The sequence below is a fragment of the Nocardia jinanensis genome, from assembly GCF_014645735.1.
Taxonomy (GTDB): domain Bacteria; phylum Actinomycetota; class Actinomycetes; order Mycobacteriales; family Mycobacteriaceae; genus Nocardia; species Nocardia jinanensis.
Genome location: NZ_BMMH01000012.1, coordinates 53,408 through 71,133, shown reverse-complemented (window position 1 = coordinate 71,133; position 17,726 = coordinate 53,408). Strand labels below are relative to the sequence as shown.

Annotated in this window: 15 protein-coding genes; 10 read left to right on the top strand and 5 right to left on the bottom strand. The window is 66.9% G+C overall.

Annotated elements, in window-relative coordinates:
• Window positions 1-5 precede the first annotated feature (5 nt).
• Entirely contained in the window at window positions 6-1,904 is a 1,899-nt protein-coding gene (gene typA, locus IEY68_RS24875) for a translational GTPase TypA (protein ID WP_058854058.1), read from the bottom strand.
• A gap of 148 nt (window positions 1,905-2,052) precedes the next feature.
• Between typA and IEY68_RS24870 the strand changes: the two genes are divergently transcribed.
• Complete coding sequence (locus IEY68_RS24870) at window positions 2,053-2,229, top strand: hypothetical protein (RefSeq protein ID WP_169811917.1); 177 nt, start codon at window positions 2,053-2,055, stop codon at window positions 2,227-2,229.
• Between the two features lie 204 nt (window positions 2,230-2,433).
• Window positions 2,434-2,721, top strand: a complete 288-nt coding sequence (locus IEY68_RS24865) for a 4a-hydroxytetrahydrobiopterin dehydratase (protein WP_058854056.1) — start codon at window positions 2,434-2,436, stop codon at window positions 2,719-2,721.
• Here IEY68_RS24865 and IEY68_RS24860 read toward each other — a convergent pair.
• Window positions 2,669-3,832: a mannosyltransferase gene (locus IEY68_RS24860; protein ID WP_229718977.1), complete on the bottom strand. Its 1,164-nt coding sequence runs from the start codon at window positions 3,830-3,832 to the stop codon at window positions 2,669-2,671. The two genes, IEY68_RS24865 and IEY68_RS24860, sit on opposite strands and share 53 nt — an antisense overlap.
• Window positions 3,833-4,347: 515 nt before the next feature.
• Here IEY68_RS24860 and IEY68_RS24855 point away from each other — a divergent pair.
• A complete protein-coding gene (locus tag IEY68_RS24855; protein WP_229718964.1) occupies window positions 4,348-5,100 on the top strand; it encodes an Rv1157c family protein in 753 nt (250 codons plus the stop codon).
• 180 nt (window positions 5,101-5,280) lie between these two features.
• Window positions 5,281-5,631: a hypothetical protein gene (locus tag IEY68_RS24850; RefSeq protein WP_058854054.1), complete on the top strand. Its 351-nt coding sequence runs from the start codon at window positions 5,281-5,283 to the stop codon at window positions 5,629-5,631.
• A gap of 181 nt (window positions 5,632-5,812) precedes the next feature.
• Here the strand turns inward: IEY68_RS24850 and IEY68_RS24845 are convergent, their stop codons facing one another.
• Both IEY68_RS24845 and IEY68_RS24840 read right to left on the bottom strand, forming a co-directional pair.
• Window positions 5,813-7,447: a PH domain-containing protein gene (locus IEY68_RS24845; RefSeq protein ID WP_058854053.1), complete on the bottom strand. Its 1,635-nt coding sequence runs from the start codon at window positions 7,445-7,447 to the stop codon at window positions 5,813-5,815.
• The gene (locus IEY68_RS24840) at window positions 7,444-7,956 is read right to left on the bottom strand and encodes a PH domain-containing protein (RefSeq protein ID WP_058854091.1); all 513 of its coding nucleotides are present in this window, start codon (window positions 7,954-7,956) and stop codon (window positions 7,444-7,446) included. Before IEY68_RS24840 ends, IEY68_RS24845 begins: the two co-directional genes overlap by 4 nt.
• A gap of 521 nt (window positions 7,957-8,477) precedes the next feature.
• Here IEY68_RS24840 and IEY68_RS24835 point away from each other — a divergent pair.
• The 5 genes from IEY68_RS24835 (at window position 8,478) to IEY68_RS24815 (ending at window position 15,564) form a co-directional block, all read left to right on the top strand.
• The gene (locus tag IEY68_RS24835; RefSeq protein ID WP_058854052.1) at window positions 8,478-11,060 is read left to right on the top strand and encodes a bifunctional FO biosynthesis protein CofGH; all 2,583 of its coding nucleotides are present in this window, start codon (window positions 8,478-8,480) and stop codon (window positions 11,058-11,060) included.
• Between the two features lie 291 nt (window positions 11,061-11,351).
• Window positions 11,352-11,675 (top strand): ferredoxin, encoded by a 324-nt coding sequence (fdxA, locus tag IEY68_RS24830; protein WP_058854051.1) that lies wholly within the window; start codon window positions 11,352-11,354, stop codon window positions 11,673-11,675.
• Window positions 11,676-11,687: 12 nt separating this feature from the next.
• A complete protein-coding gene (gene dapC, locus IEY68_RS24825) occupies window positions 11,688-12,806 on the top strand; it encodes a succinyldiaminopimelate transaminase (RefSeq protein WP_189094492.1) in 1,119 nt (372 codons plus the stop codon).
• A gap of 99 nt (window positions 12,807-12,905) precedes the next feature.
• The gene (gene pruA / locus IEY68_RS24820) at window positions 12,906-14,543 is read left to right on the top strand and encodes an L-glutamate gamma-semialdehyde dehydrogenase (protein WP_062999277.1); all 1,638 of its coding nucleotides are present in this window, start codon (window positions 12,906-12,908) and stop codon (window positions 14,541-14,543) included.
• 70 nt (window positions 14,544-14,613) lie between these two features.
• Window positions 14,614-15,564 carry a proline dehydrogenase family protein gene (locus IEY68_RS24815; protein WP_058854048.1) on the top strand — a complete coding sequence of 317 codons (951 nt, stop codon included), beginning with the start codon at window positions 14,614-14,616 and terminating at the stop codon, window positions 15,562-15,564.
• Window positions 15,565-16,058: 494 nt separating this feature from the next.
• Here IEY68_RS24815 and IEY68_RS24810 read toward each other — a convergent pair whose 3' ends face one another.
• Window positions 16,059-16,925 carry an oxygenase MpaB family protein gene (locus IEY68_RS24810; RefSeq protein WP_082681215.1) on the bottom strand — a complete coding sequence of 289 codons (867 nt, stop codon included), beginning with the start codon at window positions 16,923-16,925 and terminating at the stop codon, window positions 16,059-16,061.
• 128 nt (window positions 16,926-17,053) lie between these two features.
• Between IEY68_RS24810 and IEY68_RS24805 the strand changes: the two genes are divergently transcribed.
• Window positions 17,054-17,698 (top strand): TetR/AcrR family transcriptional regulator, encoded by a 645-nt coding sequence (locus IEY68_RS24805; protein ID WP_058854046.1) that lies wholly within the window; start codon window positions 17,054-17,056, stop codon window positions 17,696-17,698.
• Window positions 17,699-17,726 lie beyond the last annotated feature (28 nt).

Here is a 17,726-nt window from a genome sequence, read left to right as displayed (position 1 = left end):
ACCGCTTACAGCGCGGCCCGGTCGCGTGCCTTGCGGCGCGACAGCTCCCGGGCGCGCTCGTTGGAGCCCAGTGTGAGCTTGCGCACCCGCACGAACTCCGGCGTCACCTCGACGCATTCGTCGGCGGCGCAGAACTCCATGGCGGCCTCGAGGTCCAGCTGCAGCGGCTTGGCGAGCGTCTCCATGACATCGGCCGTGGAGGAGCGCATATTCGTGAGCTTCTTCTCCTTGGTCACATTGATATCGAGATCCTCGGCGCGCGGATTGATCCCGACGACCATGCCCTCGTAGGTTTCCGCACCCGGCTCGACGAAGAACTGGCCGCGGTCGGACAGTTGGATCATGGCGAACGGGGTCACGCTGCCGGACCGGTCGGAAACCAGTGATCCCGTGTGCCGGGCCCGGATCTCACCGGCCCACGGCGCGTAACCGTGCGAGACGGCGTTGGCGATACCGGTGCCGCGGGTCTCGGTCAGGAAATCGGTACGGAACCCGATCAGCCCGCGCGAGGGCACGATGAACTCCATCCGCACCCAGCCGGCGGCGTGGTTGGTCATCTGCACCATCTTGCCCTTGCGGGCGGCCAGCAACTGGGTGATGGCGCCCAGGTATTCGTCGGGGCAATCGATGGTGAGTTCTTCGTAGGGCTCGTGCACCTTGCCGTCGACCTGGCGGGTCACCACCTGCGGCTTGCCGACGGTCAGTTCGAAACCCTCACGTCGCATCTGCTCGACCAGGATGGCCAGCGCGAGTTCGCCGCGGCCCTGTACCTCCCAGGCGTCCGGACGGCCGATATCGAGCACGCGCAGTGAGACGTTGCCCACCAGTTCCTGGTCGAGCCGGGACTTCACCATGCGGGCGGTGAGTTTGTGGCCCTTGACCCGGCCGACCAGCGGCGAGGTGTTGGTACCGATGACCACCGAGATGGCGGGTTCGTCCACCGTGATGCGGGGCAGCGCGACGGGCTCGTCCGGATCGGCGAGGGTATCGCCGATCATGATGTCGGAGATACCGGCGACGGCGACGATATCGCCGGCCACCGCGAGCTCACCCGGCTGCCGCTCGACGCCGACGGTCTGCAGCAGTTCGGTGATCTTGACGGTCTTCACCCCGTCGGCGTGCATCCACGCGACGTTCTGGCCCTTGCGCAGCTCGCCGTTGTGGATCCGCACCAGAGCGAGCCGGCCCAGGAAGGCCGAGGCGTCGAGGTTGGTGACATGGGCCTGCAGCGATGCGGCCGGATCGCCCTTGGGGGCGGGGATGTTGTTCAGGAGCACGTCGAACAGCGCGTCCAGATTCTCCGCGTTCGGCACCTCGCCGTTCTGGGGCTGTTCCTTGGACGCCTTGCCCGCGCGGCCCGAGGCGTAGAGGACCGGCAGGTCGAGGGCGAGTTCGGCGGCTTCGGCGGCATCGTCGTCGAGATCGGAGGCCAGGTCCAGCAGCAGGTCGTGGCTCTCCTCGACGACCTCGGCGATCCGCGCGTCGGGGCGGTCGGTCTTGTTGACCACCAGGATCACCGGCAGACAGGCCGACAGCGCCTTGCGCAGGACGAACCGGGTCTGGGGCAGTGGACCCTCGGAGGCGTCCACCAGCAGCACCACACCGTCGACCATGGACAGGCCGCGTTCGACCTCACCACCGAAGTCGGCGTGGCCGGGGGTGTCGATGACATTGATGACGGTGACGCTGCCGTCGGGATGATGCCGGTGTACGGCGGTGTTCTTGGCGAGAATGGTGATGCCCTTCTCGCGTTCCAGATCGCCGGAATCCATCACCCGGTCGACCGGTTCGGCGCGCTCGGCGAATGCGCCGGACTGCCTCAGCATGGCGTCGACGAGCGTCGTCTTACCGTGGTCGACATGGGCCACGATGGCGACGTTGCGAAAATCGCGTGCAGACGACACGCCTGTTCCTCCTGCTGTTAACTGTTGCTTGCGGCCGGACCCTGCGACAGGGAGATTCGAAACTCACCAAGCATCTGGGCCGGTTACAGACTACCGGGAACCCGGTGGCCTGCTGGCGGCGCCCAGAGGTAAGGGTATGCTAACCCGCATGGGCAAGGTCAAAGCGCGCGAGGTTTCGAGCCTCAAGCCGAAGAAGAAGTGCTGTCGTAAGAAGACGCGCTGCGTGAAATGCCCTGTGGTCATCATGCGGATGAAGCGCCTGGAGGCCGCGGGCGCCTCCGGCAAGGAATTGAAAAAAGGCTTGAAGAAGGCGCGTGCCGCCTGAGGGGGCGACCTCCGCCTTCGCTCCGGGGCGACCTCCGCCTTCGCTCCGGCGTCCGCCACGAAGGTTGGACGGATCGGGTTGTTGGGCGGGTCGGGTTGTTGAACGGATCGGGTTGTTGGGCGGGTCGGGTTGTCGGGGATTCGGGTTGTAGTAGGAGACGGATCGGGTTGTTGTAGGAACTGTGTTCGGGGGTATTACGGCGGTATGACCACAACACTGCTCTCCGAATCCGAGATCACCGCGGCTCTGGACTCTCTGCCGGAGTGGAGCCGGTCCGGTGATGCCCTGACCCGCACGGTCGAGGCCGCCACGTTTCCCGCCGGGGTCGAACTCGTGCGCCGGGTCGCCGATATCGCGGAATCGGCGAATCACCATCCCGATATCGATATCCGGTGGCGCAAGGTCACCTTCACCCTGTCCACGCATTCCGTGGGCGGGCTCACGGCACGGGACGTGGCGCTGGCCCGGGAGATAGATCGGCTGGCGCGGTAGCGGTCCGGGCAGGGGCCCGACCGGCCCAGATGATCCAGCCGTAGAAGGCCAGCGCGCCGATCACGTACACCGTGCCGAGCCAGGACCAGACGCCCCAGCGGGAGATGGTCCAGATCGAATCCTGCAGGAACGACAGCACCCAGGGCGCGCCGATCAGGGTCGTCAGCAGCCAATACCCGGCCAGGATCCGCGCGCCGCCCACTGCCCGGTACGGCCCGTAGAGCAACCAGAGGACGGTCGGCAGCAGCCAGCCCCAGTGGTGCGACCAGGAGATGGGTGAGACCAGCAGCCCGAACAACTGCACGATCAGCAGTGTGCCCAGCAGATCGTCACGGCGCAGGGCCCGCCACGCGAACCAGCCCAGCGTCGCCGTCACCAGAACACCGGCCGTCAACCACGGTCCGGTACCCACATCGCTGCCCAGCAGCCGGCTCAGCGCGCCGCGCATGGATTGGTTCCACACCGAGCCCACCGGCCCGATCCGGTCGGCGTCACCGAGCAGGGTGCCGAAATACCGCCGGGTCTCCTCCGGATTGATGAGGAAACTGGCCGCCACCGTCAGTCCGAACACCACCGCCGACCAGACGGCGGCCGTCCAGCGACGCCGCGCCACGAAGTACAGACCGCTGATCGCCGGAGTCAGTTTGATACCCGCGACCGCGCCCACCAGGGTTCCCGACAGCCACCACCGGGAACTGCGGATCGCGATCATCACCCCGAGCATCAGGAAGATGTTGACCTGCCCGTAGTCGATGGTCGTGCGGACCGGTTCGAACCACAGGCCGGCCGCGGTCCACGCCACCATGGCGGCTCGCCACCGCGGTTCGCGCAGGGCCTCCCGTCCGAGCATGAGTTCGAACGCGATTCGCACCACCCAGTACAGCGCCGCGACGATGGCGAACAACCACAGCATCGCGACCACGGTGAACGGTAGGAAGTGCAGTGGGAAGAACACCACCGCGGCGAACGGCGGATAAGTGAAGGGCAGCGGGAAATCCGGTGTCTTCTCGGCGTAGGTGAAATCGTAGAGATGATCGGTGAGCAGGGCCGCCGAACCGTCGACATAGACGTGCAGGTCGACCAGATTCATGCCGTTCGGAGTAAGAAGCATCCACAACAGCCGCGCCAGCACGGTGATCCCGAGCGCTACCAGGGCCAGGCGAAACGGTACGAGCCCCCGAATATCGGTCCGGGCGCCGCTGGGCTGAGTCAATACACGAGCTTTCGAGTCGGTCCGGGCCGGCGGCCGGACCCGGTGCTGAGGGGCGCGTCGGCCGGATTTTCCGGCCCGGAATACATTAACCCCACCGTTTTCCGCGCGATCGCGAGCCTGGAGTGTGCGCGACGGCGCCCCCGGCAAACAGTGCGCACCGGGTCCGGTAACCATCGAGCAACCAATGTGTCACAGGTATACATTCGCCTCAATTTTCACATCAGCCACTTGCGTTATTAGCTACTGTCCAGTAGCACAGCGAATTGGGGGTCGCAATCCCGACCCCGGTGCTGTACAACGCGCGTCAGTGTCCTTAGAGTGACCCCGAAACGACGGCTTTTCAGCGTCGCCCAGATGTACCCGAGGTAAGGACGGCTAGACCAGTGCTTCGCACCCGAGGATCGCGGATCGCAATGTCCGCGCTCGCCATTGCGGCCGGCGCCTCCCTCGTGGCGCCCGCGACAGCCGTCGCGGTTCCGGCCACCGAGGCGTCGGTGAACAACGTCCCGATGGTCCCCGAAGGGGTCCCCGTCGACGTTCTCGCCGCCCTGGCCCCGGCCATCGTCAGCGCCCCGGCGGCCAAGGACATCGCCGCGCCGGGCAGCCCGCAGGAGGCCATCCTGTCCCAGGCCCGCGCGCTGCTGGCCACGGTGAACCTGCCCCCGCAGATCAAATCGACGCTGGAACGAGTCATCACGTTCCTGGACGGCAGCGGCGGCGGTGGTCCCGAGATCCCCGAATCCGGGCCGGCGATCGCCCAGTTCCTGTATCCGACCATCGGCAAAGGCTGCATCGCGCCGTCCGGCGATTCGGTCGGCACGGCCCTCGCGGTACCCGGCCCGGCGCAGCTGCCGCCGCCCGGACCGGCCGCCGGTCAGACCGGTTTCGTGTTCACCGCACTGGGCACCGAACGTCCGACGGCCCAACAGGTACAGCCGATGACGGTGCAGTGGCGCAACCTGGATACGGGTGAGACGGGCTCGCAGCCGCTGACCGACGAGGCGAAGATCAACCCCGACGGCCCGGCCACCCTCTCGGCCATCGCGAACACCGGCACCGGCCGCGTCGTCGCGGTGATCGGCGGCGGGCTCACCACCCAGGCCACCGAAACCGAAGCCCGCAGCTGCACATTCATGCCGACCCTCGGTTTCTTCACCGTAGGTTGAGCCGCCGTAGAACCACCGGCCTCGGGTCGGTGGTGACACTGTTTCCTTCTCGCGGAGGTCGGGTTCACCCGGCGACGCGCGGGTCGCGAACAGTGAGCTGATCCGCGGCCTCCGCCGGGGAATCGGAGCGTCGGCTCGTGGTGTCCCACGCCTGCCGCGCGGCTGTGGTAGACCGGGGTGATGGCGACTGTCGAAAGTTCGCGCAAGCCCAGTATTCGGAGCCGGCGCTCGGCACGGTCGATTCTGTCGATCCGCTCCGAGGGATCGATCCTGTCCATCGGCTCCGCGTATTCGATTCTGTCCATCGGAAGCGTGGGGTCGGTCCTGTCGATCGGCTCCATCGGATCATTCGGTTCGGCGATTTCCAGCGGATCGTTCCTGAGTCTCGGCTCGGCGTTGTCCGGATTGTCCCGGTGGTCGCTGCTGTCCTGGATGGGTGATCACGCGAGTCCGGATACCCGCCCCGATCTGCGAGTGGTGGCCGACGAACCCGATCTGCGGGAAGCCGCCACCCGGCACTGCCAGACCTGATATCCCGATGGCGTGCTCACTGTCGATCGTCCTGGGATCGGCGACCACGAGCACGTTCCCGGTCGACCTTCCCGGCCGGCAAGCGCTCGTATCGTGTACGCACCACACCTGCACTTCGGATGGTCAGCATCCGTGGGCGGAGCCCGCCCCGGTTCTGGAGCGAAGGAGTGAAGAACCGGGGTTAACAGTGCCCCGCCCGCCCCGCCGAAGGCGGGGCGGATAGATACAGCAAATCCCAGGCCCGGTCCAGGGGTATGTCCTCGATGAGGTACAGCTTCTTTCCCGCGGCGGTGGCGGCGCCGACCGTGGCCAGCCCGGCCCGGCGCTGCCAGAAAGTCTGCCGCACAGTCCAGCCGATGATGCCGGGCGCTTCCAGGCAGGTGCGTTCTCGGTCGAGGGATCCGGAGCGGACGATCAGCCAGGTGGGGGAGCCGTCGGCGGCGGGTACGACGGTATGGCCGAGGCCGCGGTAGCGGTCCTCGGCGAGCAGCGCGCAGACAACAGTCAGGACCAGCGGCAGCAACCACCACCAGCCCGGGACGTGCGGGCCGGCCATCGACGTGGCGATCAGGACCGCCGCGCTGAGCGGAACCGGCCAGCAGGCCCGGATATAGCGGCGTCGCCGGGCGGCCGGACCGTGCCGGGTCAGCGGAACGTCGGCGAGGGTCGACAGCTGAGCTGGAGCAGCGGCCGGAACGGCGGAGATGTCCGTGTTCCGGTGCGGGCTCAGCAGCCGCGCCAGTGTTCGTTCGACCGCCGCGCGCGGGGATTGCGGCAAGATCTTCTGGCGCGGATTCTCCCCGGTCATCACCGCTTCCAGTTGCGCGGCTCCGGCCAGGCGCAGGAGCAGCGGTTCGCGGATGGTGGCGCCGCGTAACCGCGCGGTGTCCAGGGTTATCCGGCGCAGGGTGAACAGCCCACGGCGGATCTGCAGGGTGCTGCCGTAATCGGTCACGCGCAGCCCGAAGTTGGTGGTCAGGTAATGGGCGCAGGCGGCGATGCTCACAACCGCCACCATGGCGGCCAGCGCGCCGAATGCGAGCAGCAGCAATGGCAGCAGGCCGATATCGCGCACGCTGTCGACGGTGTTTCGGCTGATACTGATCTCGGCGGAGCCGAAGCCGAATTGCGCGGCGACGCCCAGCGCCGAGGCGGCGAGGGCGAAACCGGTCAATGACAGCGGTGCGTACCGGACCCAGCCCGGTTGCCAATGCGCGATCTCTTCGCCTCCGGGCTCCTCGGATCCGGTGGGTTCGCCGGTATCCGGGAGGTGGGCGGGCACGGAAGCGTCGGCCGCGATATGAACTTCGCGGGTGTGGGCGAGCAATTCGGTACGCAGCGGCCGGACGTGCTCGGCGGCGAGTGCGTCCAGCCGGAAACGGTCATCGGCATCGGCCTCCCGGCCGGTGCCGATCACGACCACGGCGAGCCCCAGTACCCGGTGCAGCGGGTCGGCTTCGATATCGACCGATCGGATCCGCGCTCGCGGCACCGACAGTCGTTTCCGCCGGATCAGTCCGGTGCGGAGTTCGACGTGGGTCGATCCGACCCGGTAGGTGGTGGTGAACCAGAGGGTGAGCGCGTAGGGGATCACGAACACCAGGCCGAGAAGGCTGTACAGGGGGTTCCCGGAACTGACACCGAGGATCACCGCGCCGATCACCGCGGGCAGGAACTTCACGACCTCCTGGACCGGATGTACCAGCAGCATCCGGCGATCGAGTCGTAGCCACGGTTCGGCGTCGTCGCGATCGAAAGCGGCGCGCTCCTGTTCCGGGGCCGGGGGCCCACCGCCGGCCGCATCGGGTCCGGTCATGTCGCGTCACCGCGATGCCGCGCGGCGATCTCGGTCAGCCGGGTCACCGTCTGCTCGGCCACCGCCCGGTCCAGCAGGCTGATGTGCACCGCGCCCGCGGACGAGGCCGTGGTCACCGTGACCGTCGACAGGTCGAGCATCCGTTCCAGCGGACCGCGCTCGGTATCCACGGTCTGCACCCGGGAGATCGGCGCCACCCGGCTCTCCTGGGTCAGCCAGCCCGATCGGGAGTACACGGCCTCGTCGGTCACCTCCCAGCGGTGGACCCGGTAGCGCCACCGGGGCACCACCACAGTGGTGAGCGCGGCCGCCAGCACCACACCCACCGCCACCGCGACCTGCCAGGACCGGCGTCCGGGGTCGAAGACGACCCACCCGAGCAGTACGGCGAATACGACGAGCCACGACAACGCGATCTGCACGGTCCACAGGGTCTTCGCGCGCGGGCTGGGCCGCCACGACGGATCGGCCAGGAGATTCGGTGACCGCGGCGAGCTGTCCGGCGACATATGTTCATCGTCGCACGGCGTGATGTGCGTTCTACTGTCCGTAGATCGGCAACCATTGAGCACTCACAGTGTCGTGAACCTGCTCGGGTCGATCGAGGTGTACGTTCGCGCGCATCTTCGGTCTTCCCCGGATGGTCGGTGTTCGTAGTCGGGGCTCGCTCCGGTTCTGGAGTGACAGAGCGAGGGAGCGCACCGACCGAGCGTGTGCTGTCGGCCGTTCGTGGGTCGGCGTCCATTGAGCACTTGCAGTGTCGTGAACCTGCTCGGGTCGATCGAGGTGTACGTTCGCGAACACCTTCCATCTACTCCGGATGGTCCACCTCAGTCGGCGGGGCCCGCCCCGGTTCTGGAGCGACGTAGCGAAGGAGCGCAGCGACTGAGCGAAGGAGTGAAGAACCGGGGTTAATAGGGCCCCGCCAGCGGCGCCGAAGGCGCCGCAAATAAACATGGAATAGCCCGAGATGCACCGCGGTTGTGAACGCTCAACGACCTGGGAGGAGACAGTTCCGGATGTGTGCCGCATGATCGAGGGCGTGACCGAGCTACCCGAACCGACCGTCCCGACCCCTGTGCCGACCCCGTCCGCCATGCGCCGGGCGCTGCGCCGGGCACGCGACGGGGTCACACTGAACGTCGACGAGGCGACGGTGCTGTTGCACGCTCGCGACGAGGACCTCGCCGATCTGTGTCGCAGCGCCGCCCGGGTGCGCGACGCCGGGCTCTCATCGGCCGGGCGAGTGGGCATGATCACCTATTCGCGCAATGTTTTCATCCCGCTCAGCCATCTGTGCCGCGACACCTGCCACTACTGCACCTTCGTGACGGTGCCGGGCAAATTGCGTGCTCAGGGTCGCGGGATGTTCCTGGAACCCGACGAAGTGCTCGATATCGCCCGCCGCGGTGCGGAACTGGGTTGTAAGGAGGCGCTGTTCACCCTCGGTGACCGGCCCGAAGCCCGCTGGCCGGAGGCCGCGCAGTGGCTGGACGAACGTGGTTACGATTCCACCCTGGACTACCTGCGCGCGGTGTCCATCCTGGTGCTGGAGGAGACCGGGCTGCTGCCGCACCTGAATCCCGGGGTGATGTCGTGGGAGGAGATCTCGCGGCTGAAACCGGTGGCGCAGTCGATGGGCATGATGCTCGAGACCACCTCGACGCGGCTGTTCACCGAGAAGGGCAACTGCCATTACGGCAGCCCCGACAAAGATCCCGCGGTACGGCTGCGTGCCATCACCGACGCGGGCCGGCTCTCGGTGCCCTACACCACCGGAATCCTGGTGGGTATCGGCGAGAACATGGCCGAGCGCGCCGATACGATCGCCGCGATCCGTAAGCAGCACAAGGCGTTCGGCCATATCCAGGAAGTCATCGTGCAGAACTTCCGGGCCAAGGACGACACCGCGATGCGGCACGCGCCCGACGCGGATTTCACCGAATTCCTGGCCACCGTCGCAGTGACCCGGCTGCTGCTCGGACCCGATGTCTCGGTGCAGGCACCGCCGAATCTGGTCTCCGGTGCGGAATGCCGTGCCCTGCTGGAAGCCGGGATCGACGATTGGGGCGGCGTCTCGCCGGTCACCCCCGACCACGTGAATCCCGAACGGCCCTGGCCGAACCTGGACACCCTCGCCGAGATCACCGCCGGCGCCGGTTTCGAACTGGTGGAACGCACCTCCGCGCATCCGAAATACGTACGCGCCGGGAGCCCGTGGATCGATCCGCGGATCGGCGCGCATGTCGCGGCCCTCACCGACGCGGAAACCGGACTGGCGAAGGCCGGGGCGCTCCCGGTGGGTCTGCCCTGGCAGGAACCCGACGAGAGCTGGGAATCGGCCGGGCGCACCGATCTCAACACCGAGATCGATACCACCGGCCGCAATACCGATACCCGCAGCGATATCGACAACGCGTTCGGCGATTGGGACACCATCCGCGAACAGGTCCGCGATCTGGCCGCCGCGCCGCAACGGCTGGGCTCCGATGTGCTGGACGCCCTGCGGGCCGCGGAACGGGATCCGGCCGGTCTCACCGATGCTCAATATCTGGCGCTGGCCACCGCCGACGGTGCCGACCTGGACGCCGTCGCGGGTCTCGCCGACCAGTTGCGCCGCGACGTCTGCGGCGACGATGTCACCTACGTGGTGAACCGCAATATCAACTTCACCAATATCTGCTACACGGGCTGCCGTTTCTGTGCGTTCGCGCAGCGCAAGGGCGATGCCGACGCCTTCACGCTCAGCACCGACGAGGTCGCCGACCGAGCCTGGGAGGCCTACGTCGACGGCGCGACCGAGGTCTGCATGCAGGGTGGTATCGACCCGGACCTGCCGGTCACCGGATACGCGGACCTGGTCCGCGCGGTGAAGGCCCGGGTGCCGTCGATGCACGTCCACGCCTTCAGCCCGATGGAGATCGTGAACGGTGCCGCACGAGGTGGCGAGAGCGTCCGGGACTGGCTGACCGCACTGCGGGAAGCCGGGCTCGGCACCATTCCCGGTACCGCCGCCGAGATCCTCGACGACGAGGTCCGGTGGGTGCTCACCAAGGGCAAACTGCCCGCCTCCGCCTGGATCGATGTGGTCACCACGGCCCATCAGGTCGGGATCCGTTCGAGCTCGACCATGATGTACGGGCACGTCGACAATCCCAGCCACTGGGTCGGGCACCTGCGGGTGCTGCGCGGTATCCAGGACGAGACCGGCGGTTTCACCGAATTCGTCCTGCTCCCGTTCGTCCATCAGAGCGCCCCGCTCTACCTGGCCGGCGCCTCCCGTCCGGGCCCCACCAACCGTGACAACCGTGCCGCGCACGCCCTGTCCCGGATCATGCTGCACGGCCGGATCGACAATATCCAGACGAGCTGGGTGAAACTCGGCACGACCGGCACCCAGGTGATGCTGCGCAGCGGCGCCAACGACCTCGGCGGCACCCTGATGGAGGAGACCATCTCCCGGATGGCCGGTTCACAGCACGGATCGGCGAAAACGGTGGCAGAACTCACAGAGATCGCCGAGGGTATCGGTCGGCCGGTCCGGGAACGCACCACCACATACGGTGTCCCGCCCGAGAGAAGTGCCGCGGTACCAGGACTGGAACTGGTCTAGACGTGTGGTCTCTGTTCGTTCGCCCGGACGGGAAGTAAGTACTGCCGCGGAGGTAGCCGCGCCGCGCGCACAGTGTGCCGGCGTGCTCCGGCCGCACCGCTGGACAGTCGTGTCGTCCGTCCGGATGGCCGGCTCCAGTGGTCGGGGTCGATAGGTCCCCGACCCGCCGAAGGCCGGGCAGAAAACACAGCCAGGTATTAGGGCAGGCTGACCGGGGGTAGCCTTTGGGGCGCCAGGGATACTTGTGTGCGGGCGCAGTTACCCGGAGAAGAAGGAAGACTAGGAGCGGGAGTGACGTACATCATCGCCGAACCGTGCGTTGACGTGAAGGACAAAGCGTGCATCGAGGAATGCCCTGTGGACTGCATCTACGAGGGTGGTCGCATGCTCTACATCCATCCCGACGAATGCGTTGACTGTGGTGCGTGTGAGCCGGTCTGCCCGGTGGAGGCGATCTTCTACGAGGACGACACCCCCGATCAGTGGAGCGGTTACGTCAATGCCAATGTCGACTTCTTCGACGAGCTGGGTTCGCCCGGCGGCGCCACGAAGCTGGGTAAGGTCGATTTCGATCCGCCGTTCATCAAAGAGCTGCCTCCCATGGCGGATGAGTAGAGCGTTCGTCCGATGAGTACCGAGGTTTCCGCTCGCCGGCGGGTGAGCGCCGCGCTGCCCGATTTTCCGTGGGACACCATCGCCGATGTGAAGGCACGGGCCGCGGCGCATCCGGAGGGGCTGGTCGATCTGTCGGTGGGTACGCCGGTAGATCCGGTGGATCCGCTGATCCGGTCGGCGTTGACCTCGGTGGCCGAGGTGCCCGGTTACCCGACCACGCACGGCACACCGGAGTTGCGTGCCGCTGCGGTGGCCGCGCTGGCGCGGCGTTTCGGTATCACCGGTGTGGGCGAGGCGGCGGTGTTGCCGGTGATCGGTACCAAGGAGCTGATCGCCGGATTGCCACGGCTGCTCGGGCTGGGTGCCACAGACCTGGTGGTGATTCCCGAGGTCGCCTATCCCACCTACGAGGTGGGCGGACTGCTCGCCGGGGCGCGGATCCTGCGCGCCGACGGGCTCACCCGGCTGGGTCCGGAGAGTCCGGCGCTGATCTATCTCAATTCACCGTCGAACCCGACCGGCAAGGTACTGGGTGTCGAGCATCTGCGGAAGGTGGTGGCCTTCGCGCGCGAACGCGGCGTGGTCGTCGCTTCCGACGAGTGCTACCTGGGGCTCGCCTGGGATGAGCCGACGGTATCGATACTGGATCCGCGGGTCTGCGACGGCGACCATACCGGTCTGCTGGCGGTGCATTCGTTGTCCAAGACATCGAATCTGGCGAGCTACCGGGCCGGGTTCGTGGCCGGCGATCCGGAGCTGGTCGCCGAGTTGCTGGAGGTGCGTAAGCATTCCGGCATGATGGTGCCCTTCCCCGTTCAGGCCGCGATGGCGGCGGCGCTGGGCGATGACGCGCACGAATCGGTGCAGCGGGAACGGTATCGGGCCCGGCGCGAGATCCTGCGGTCCGCGCTGCTGGACGCCGGTTTCCGGATCGATCACTCCGGGGCCGGGCTGTATCTGTGGTCGACACGCGGTGAGCCGTGCCGGACCACACTCGACTGGCTGGCAGACCGCGGCATCCTGGCCGCTCCGGGCGAATTCTACGGACCGGCGGGTGCCGAACATGTGCGTATCGCATTGACAGCGACCGACGAGCGGATCGATACGGCGGCCCAGCGGTTGCGCGGATGAATCCGCACTGCCGCTGTGGCGCGGCAGTGCGGTAACGACTCCGCAGAGATTCGCGCGTCGAGTGCGGGCGGGGCCGGTCGTGCGGCGCTAGCCTGGGGTATGGACGCTGTCACGGTTGTCCCAACCCCCGGTAACGAGCCGGTGCACACGTACGCGCCGGGCAGCCCTGAGCGGGAACGGTTGCTCGGTGAGCTCGCCGATATCTCCGACAGCACGGCCGAGATCCCCCTGGTCATCGGCGGTAAGCATCGTCCGGGAACCGGTGAGCGTCGCGAGATCGTGGCACCGCACAGACACCGGCAGGTACTCGGGACCTACACCGACACCACACATACCGAAGCCGCCGCCGCTATCGACGCGGCGATCGCGGCCGCCCCGGATTGGCGGGCACTGCCGTTCGACGAACGCGCCGCGGTGCTGTTGCGGGCCGCGGATCTGCTGGCCGGTCCGTGGCGGGAGACATTGGCCGCCGCGACCATGCTCGGTCAGTCGAAATCGGTGGCGCAAGCCGAGATCGACGCGCCGTGCGAACTCGTCGACTTCTGGCGGTTCAATGTCTCCTTCGCCCGCGGCATCCTGGCGCAGCAGCCGCAATCGAGCGCGGGGGTGTGGAATCGGCTCGACTATCGCCCGCTGGAGGGCTTCGTCTACGCCATCACCCCGTTCAATTTCACGGCGATCGCGGGCAATCTGCCCACCGCGCCCGCGCTCATGGGCAACACCGTGGTCTGGAAACCGGCGCCGACCCAGACGCTGGCCGCCTACTACACGATGAAACTGCTGGAGGCCGCCGGCCTGCCGCCCGGTGTGATCAATATGGTCACCGGCGACGGGCGCGAACTCTCCGAAGTCGCATTGGCCGACCCGCGCCTGGCCGGGATCCATTTCACCGGCTCCGGCGCCACTTTCCAGTATCTGTGGAGTCGGGTGGGGGCCGAGATCGGGCGTTATCACGGGTATCCGCGGATGGTCGGGGAGACCGGTGGCAAAGATTTCATCGTCGCGCATCCTTCGGCGGACCCAGCCGCGTTGCGTACGGCGCTGATCCGCGGCGCCTTCGAATATCAGGGGCAGAAGTGTTCGGCCGCCTCGCGGGCCTATCTGCCGAGGTCGCTGTGGCGGGAGATGGGTGAGGATTTCCTCGGGATCACCGAGAGCCTGAACTACGGCGATATCGCGGATCTGTCGAATTTCGGGGGCGCGGTGATCGATCGGCGGGCCTACGACAAGAGCGTGCGTGCGATCGAACGGGCGCGGTCCGCGGGCGTGGAGGTGCCGGTGGGCGGCACCTACGACGATACTGAGGGCTGGTTCGTCCGGCCCACCGTGCTGCTCGCCGAGGACCCGCGCGACGAATCGTTCGCCACCGAATACTTCGGCCCGATCCTGTCGGTGCACGTGTACGACGATTCCCAGCCCGACGCATATCGGACGATTCTGGCCGAGGTGGAGTCGGCCGCCCCGTACGCACTCACCGGTGCGATCTTCGCCCAGGACCGGCATGCTGTGGCGGAAGCGGCCGACCTGTTGCGTTTCGCGGCCGGCAACTTCTATGTCAACGACAAGCCGACCGGTGCGGTGGTGGGGCAGCAGCCGTTCGGCGGGGCACGCGCCTCGGGCACCGACGACAAGGCGGGTTCGCCACTGAACCTGCTGCGCTGGGTGGCGCCGCGCACCCTCAAGGAAACCTTCATCCCGCACACCGACCATCGGTATCCGCATATGGAGCAGCAATGAGCGGCCCTTACCGGCCCCGCGCACAGTATGCGGTCGTGGTGGGGCGTCACCGCCCCGGCCGGGGGCCACGGTGAATCCGCTGCGCCCGGCGATCCTGGCCGCGGCCGGGTCGGACCGGGTGAAACGCACTCTGACCACGAGTCCGGCCACCGCCGCGATGGTGCAGCGTTTCGTACCCGGAGAAGCCCGGGCGGATCTGGTCGCGGCAGCGGGCAGGCTACTCATGAGCGGGCGTGCGGTGAGCGTCGATTTCCTCGGCGAGAACACCACCGACCGAGCACAGGCCGAAGCCGCGGTCGCCGAATACCTGGCATTGATCAACGACCTCGCCGCGCTGCCCACCACGGAGGTGCCCGCCGGTGCCGCACCGCTGGAGGTATCGGTCAAACTGTCCGCGCTGGGTCAGGCGCTGGGGTCCGACGGTCCGGCGATAGCCACCGAGAATCTGCGCACACTGTGTATCAAGGCGGCCGAGGCCCGGGTGTGGGTCACCGTGGACGCCGAAGACCACACCACCACCGCCGCCACCCTCGCCGCGACACGGGAGGTTCGCTCGGACTTTCCCTGGCTGGGCACCGTGATCCAGGCGTACCTGTACCGCAGCGAGGACGATTGCCGTGATCTCGCCGACGCGGGCGCCCGGGTACGTCTGTGCAAAGGGGCCTACCGGGAGCCGGAAACCGTCGCCTACCAACGCCGTGTCGATGTGGATCGCGCCTACCTGCGTTGCCTACGAGTCCTGATGCACGGCGCGGGCCGGCCGCTGGTGGCGTCCCACGACCCGGTGGTGCTCGCGGCAGCGGCCGACCTCGCGACGATCACCGGCCGCCGCCCCGGCGACCTCGAATACCAGATGCTCTACGGCATCCGCACCGACGAACAACTCCGCCTGGCCGACCGCGGCGATTTCGTACGGGTCTACCTGCCCTACGGTCGCCAGTGGTACGGGTACCTCATGCGCAGGCTGGCGGAGAAGCCGGCGAACCTGACTTTCTTCCTCCGCGCGCTGGCCGGGCGTTGAGGGCAAGTGAGACCTCGGTCCCGCCCGGTGCCGTAGCGACGTGGCAAGGGAGCGTAGCGCCTGAGCGCGTGCGGTCGGTCGTCGGCTGTAGATCGGTGACCATTGAGCGCTGGCGGAGTCGTGGGCCTACCCAGGCTGCTCGAGGCGCACCTCCGCGCCCACTTCCGGCTACTCCGGATGGTCAGCGTTCGTGCCGGGCCCGCCCCGGTTCTGAGGCAAAGGAACACAGCGACCGATCGCGCGCAGAATCAGAATCCCCATCCATGGGTTGGTGACCATTGGGCCCCGGCAGAGTCGTGCCTACCCACGTTGCTCGAGGCGCACCTTCGCTCCACCCTCCCCGTCTACTCCGGATGGTCCACCGCAATAGGCGGGGCCCGCCCCGGTTCTGGAGCGACGTAGCGAAGGAGCGCAGCGACTGAGCGAAGGAGTGAAGAACCGGGGTTAATAGGGCCCCGCCCCGCGCCGCCGAAGGCGGCGCAAATAAACACAGCTCACACCAGGGGTTTGCCTTTGCGCATGCGGCGGCGCATATCCCACAGGTAGTAGTTCATCGGGAACTGGCGTAGGACCCGGGGCTGGAGTTCGAGGCCGAATCCGATGATCTTCATGGTGCGGTCGAACCAGCGCTGGTTACCTTCGGTCCAGGTCAGATGCATCTTTTCGCGGATCTGTGGGGGGAGGCAGCCGGTGACGACGAAGCGGTGGAATTTCGCCGATACCCACTGGATCGGGCGTGCCACCATCTTCAGGTCGATGAGGTCGTTGAAGTAGGCGCGGGTGGTGTCGTCGATTTCCAGGGCGTCCAGGTTTTCTTCCCAGAACTGCCAGAACGCGGCCCGGTTGGGCGGCCACATCTCCGGTCGAACCTGCAGTGTGGTGCCGAGCCGGATGCTGTGGGCGTAGAAGGTGTCGGCGGTGGCTTCGTCCATCGGGCCCTGGACCTTTTCCAGGAGGTCGACGAATCCGAAGTAGAGGCAGGCCGCGACCCAGACCTGGAGTTTCGGGTCGAAGGCGTTGTATTTGACCGGGCTGGTGGGTTTGGTGCGGATGTGACGGTGGGAGGTGTTGACCGCGAGCCGGTAGGCATTGCGTTCTTCCTCGGTGCCCAGCATGGCGACCGCGAGATAGGTGAGGGTGGTGCGCAACCGCTTGAAGGGGTGCTCCATGACGTTGCCGCTTTTGACGTCGCTCTCCATCACGCCGTAGGCGACCGGCCGCAGACCCAGCTGCATGATGACGTTCGCGGTGCCGCCGAGGAAGGCGGTGACTCCGACGATGTGGTCGTTCACATCGAAGTCCGGCGCGTACAGCCGCTGGGGTTCGGGTTCGCTCATCGGCGCGGGCCAGGGAGCGGTCATCGGTGACCTCTTTCCTATGAGAAGATTATATGATAACCATCTCATTCTCTCGATCTTGCGTCAACCGCTTGTGCAATTGTGCGATGCTTATAACGTCATTGCATCGCCGAGCGCGGAAAGGTGCCGAGATGGGTGCGCTGGCTCAATTGTTGCCTCTGGTGCGAACACCGCGCCGGGATCAAGATCAATCCGTGCTGGCCGCGGCCCTGCACGCGTTTCTCGATTTCGGGATCAAACGCACGAGCATGGTCGAGGTGGCCCGGCGTGGCGGCCTCTCGCTGGCCACACTCTACCGGCGGTTCTCCAGCAAATCGGACTTGATCCAGGCGGTCGGACTGGCGCAGACCCGCGATTTCATCGAGGGTGTCGATGCCGCGGTTCAGCAGCAGATCGAGCGCGACGCCGGTGCCGAGGATCAGATCGTGGAACTGTTCGTCGCGTTCCTCGCCGGTTTGCGCGGTAACGAACTGCTGGACCGGCTGCTGAACACCGAACCGGAAATCGTGCTGCCCTATCTGACGACCAAGGGTGCTCCGGTCATCGAATTGGGTCGCGATTACGTCGCCGAATTCATCACCCGCCTCCAGGGTGAAGGCAAACTGCCGGCCTACGATCCGCTGCCGCTGGCCGAGATGATCGCGCGGACCGCGCTGTCGCTGGCGCTGACGCCGCAGACGGTCATCCCGCTGAACGACGATATCGCTGTGCGCAAATACGCGCGCGATCATGTGGCGGTCTCGTTCCGCGTGCCGGGCCAGGTGGTCGATTCCTGAGATTTCGAACAGGGCTGATTTCATATTC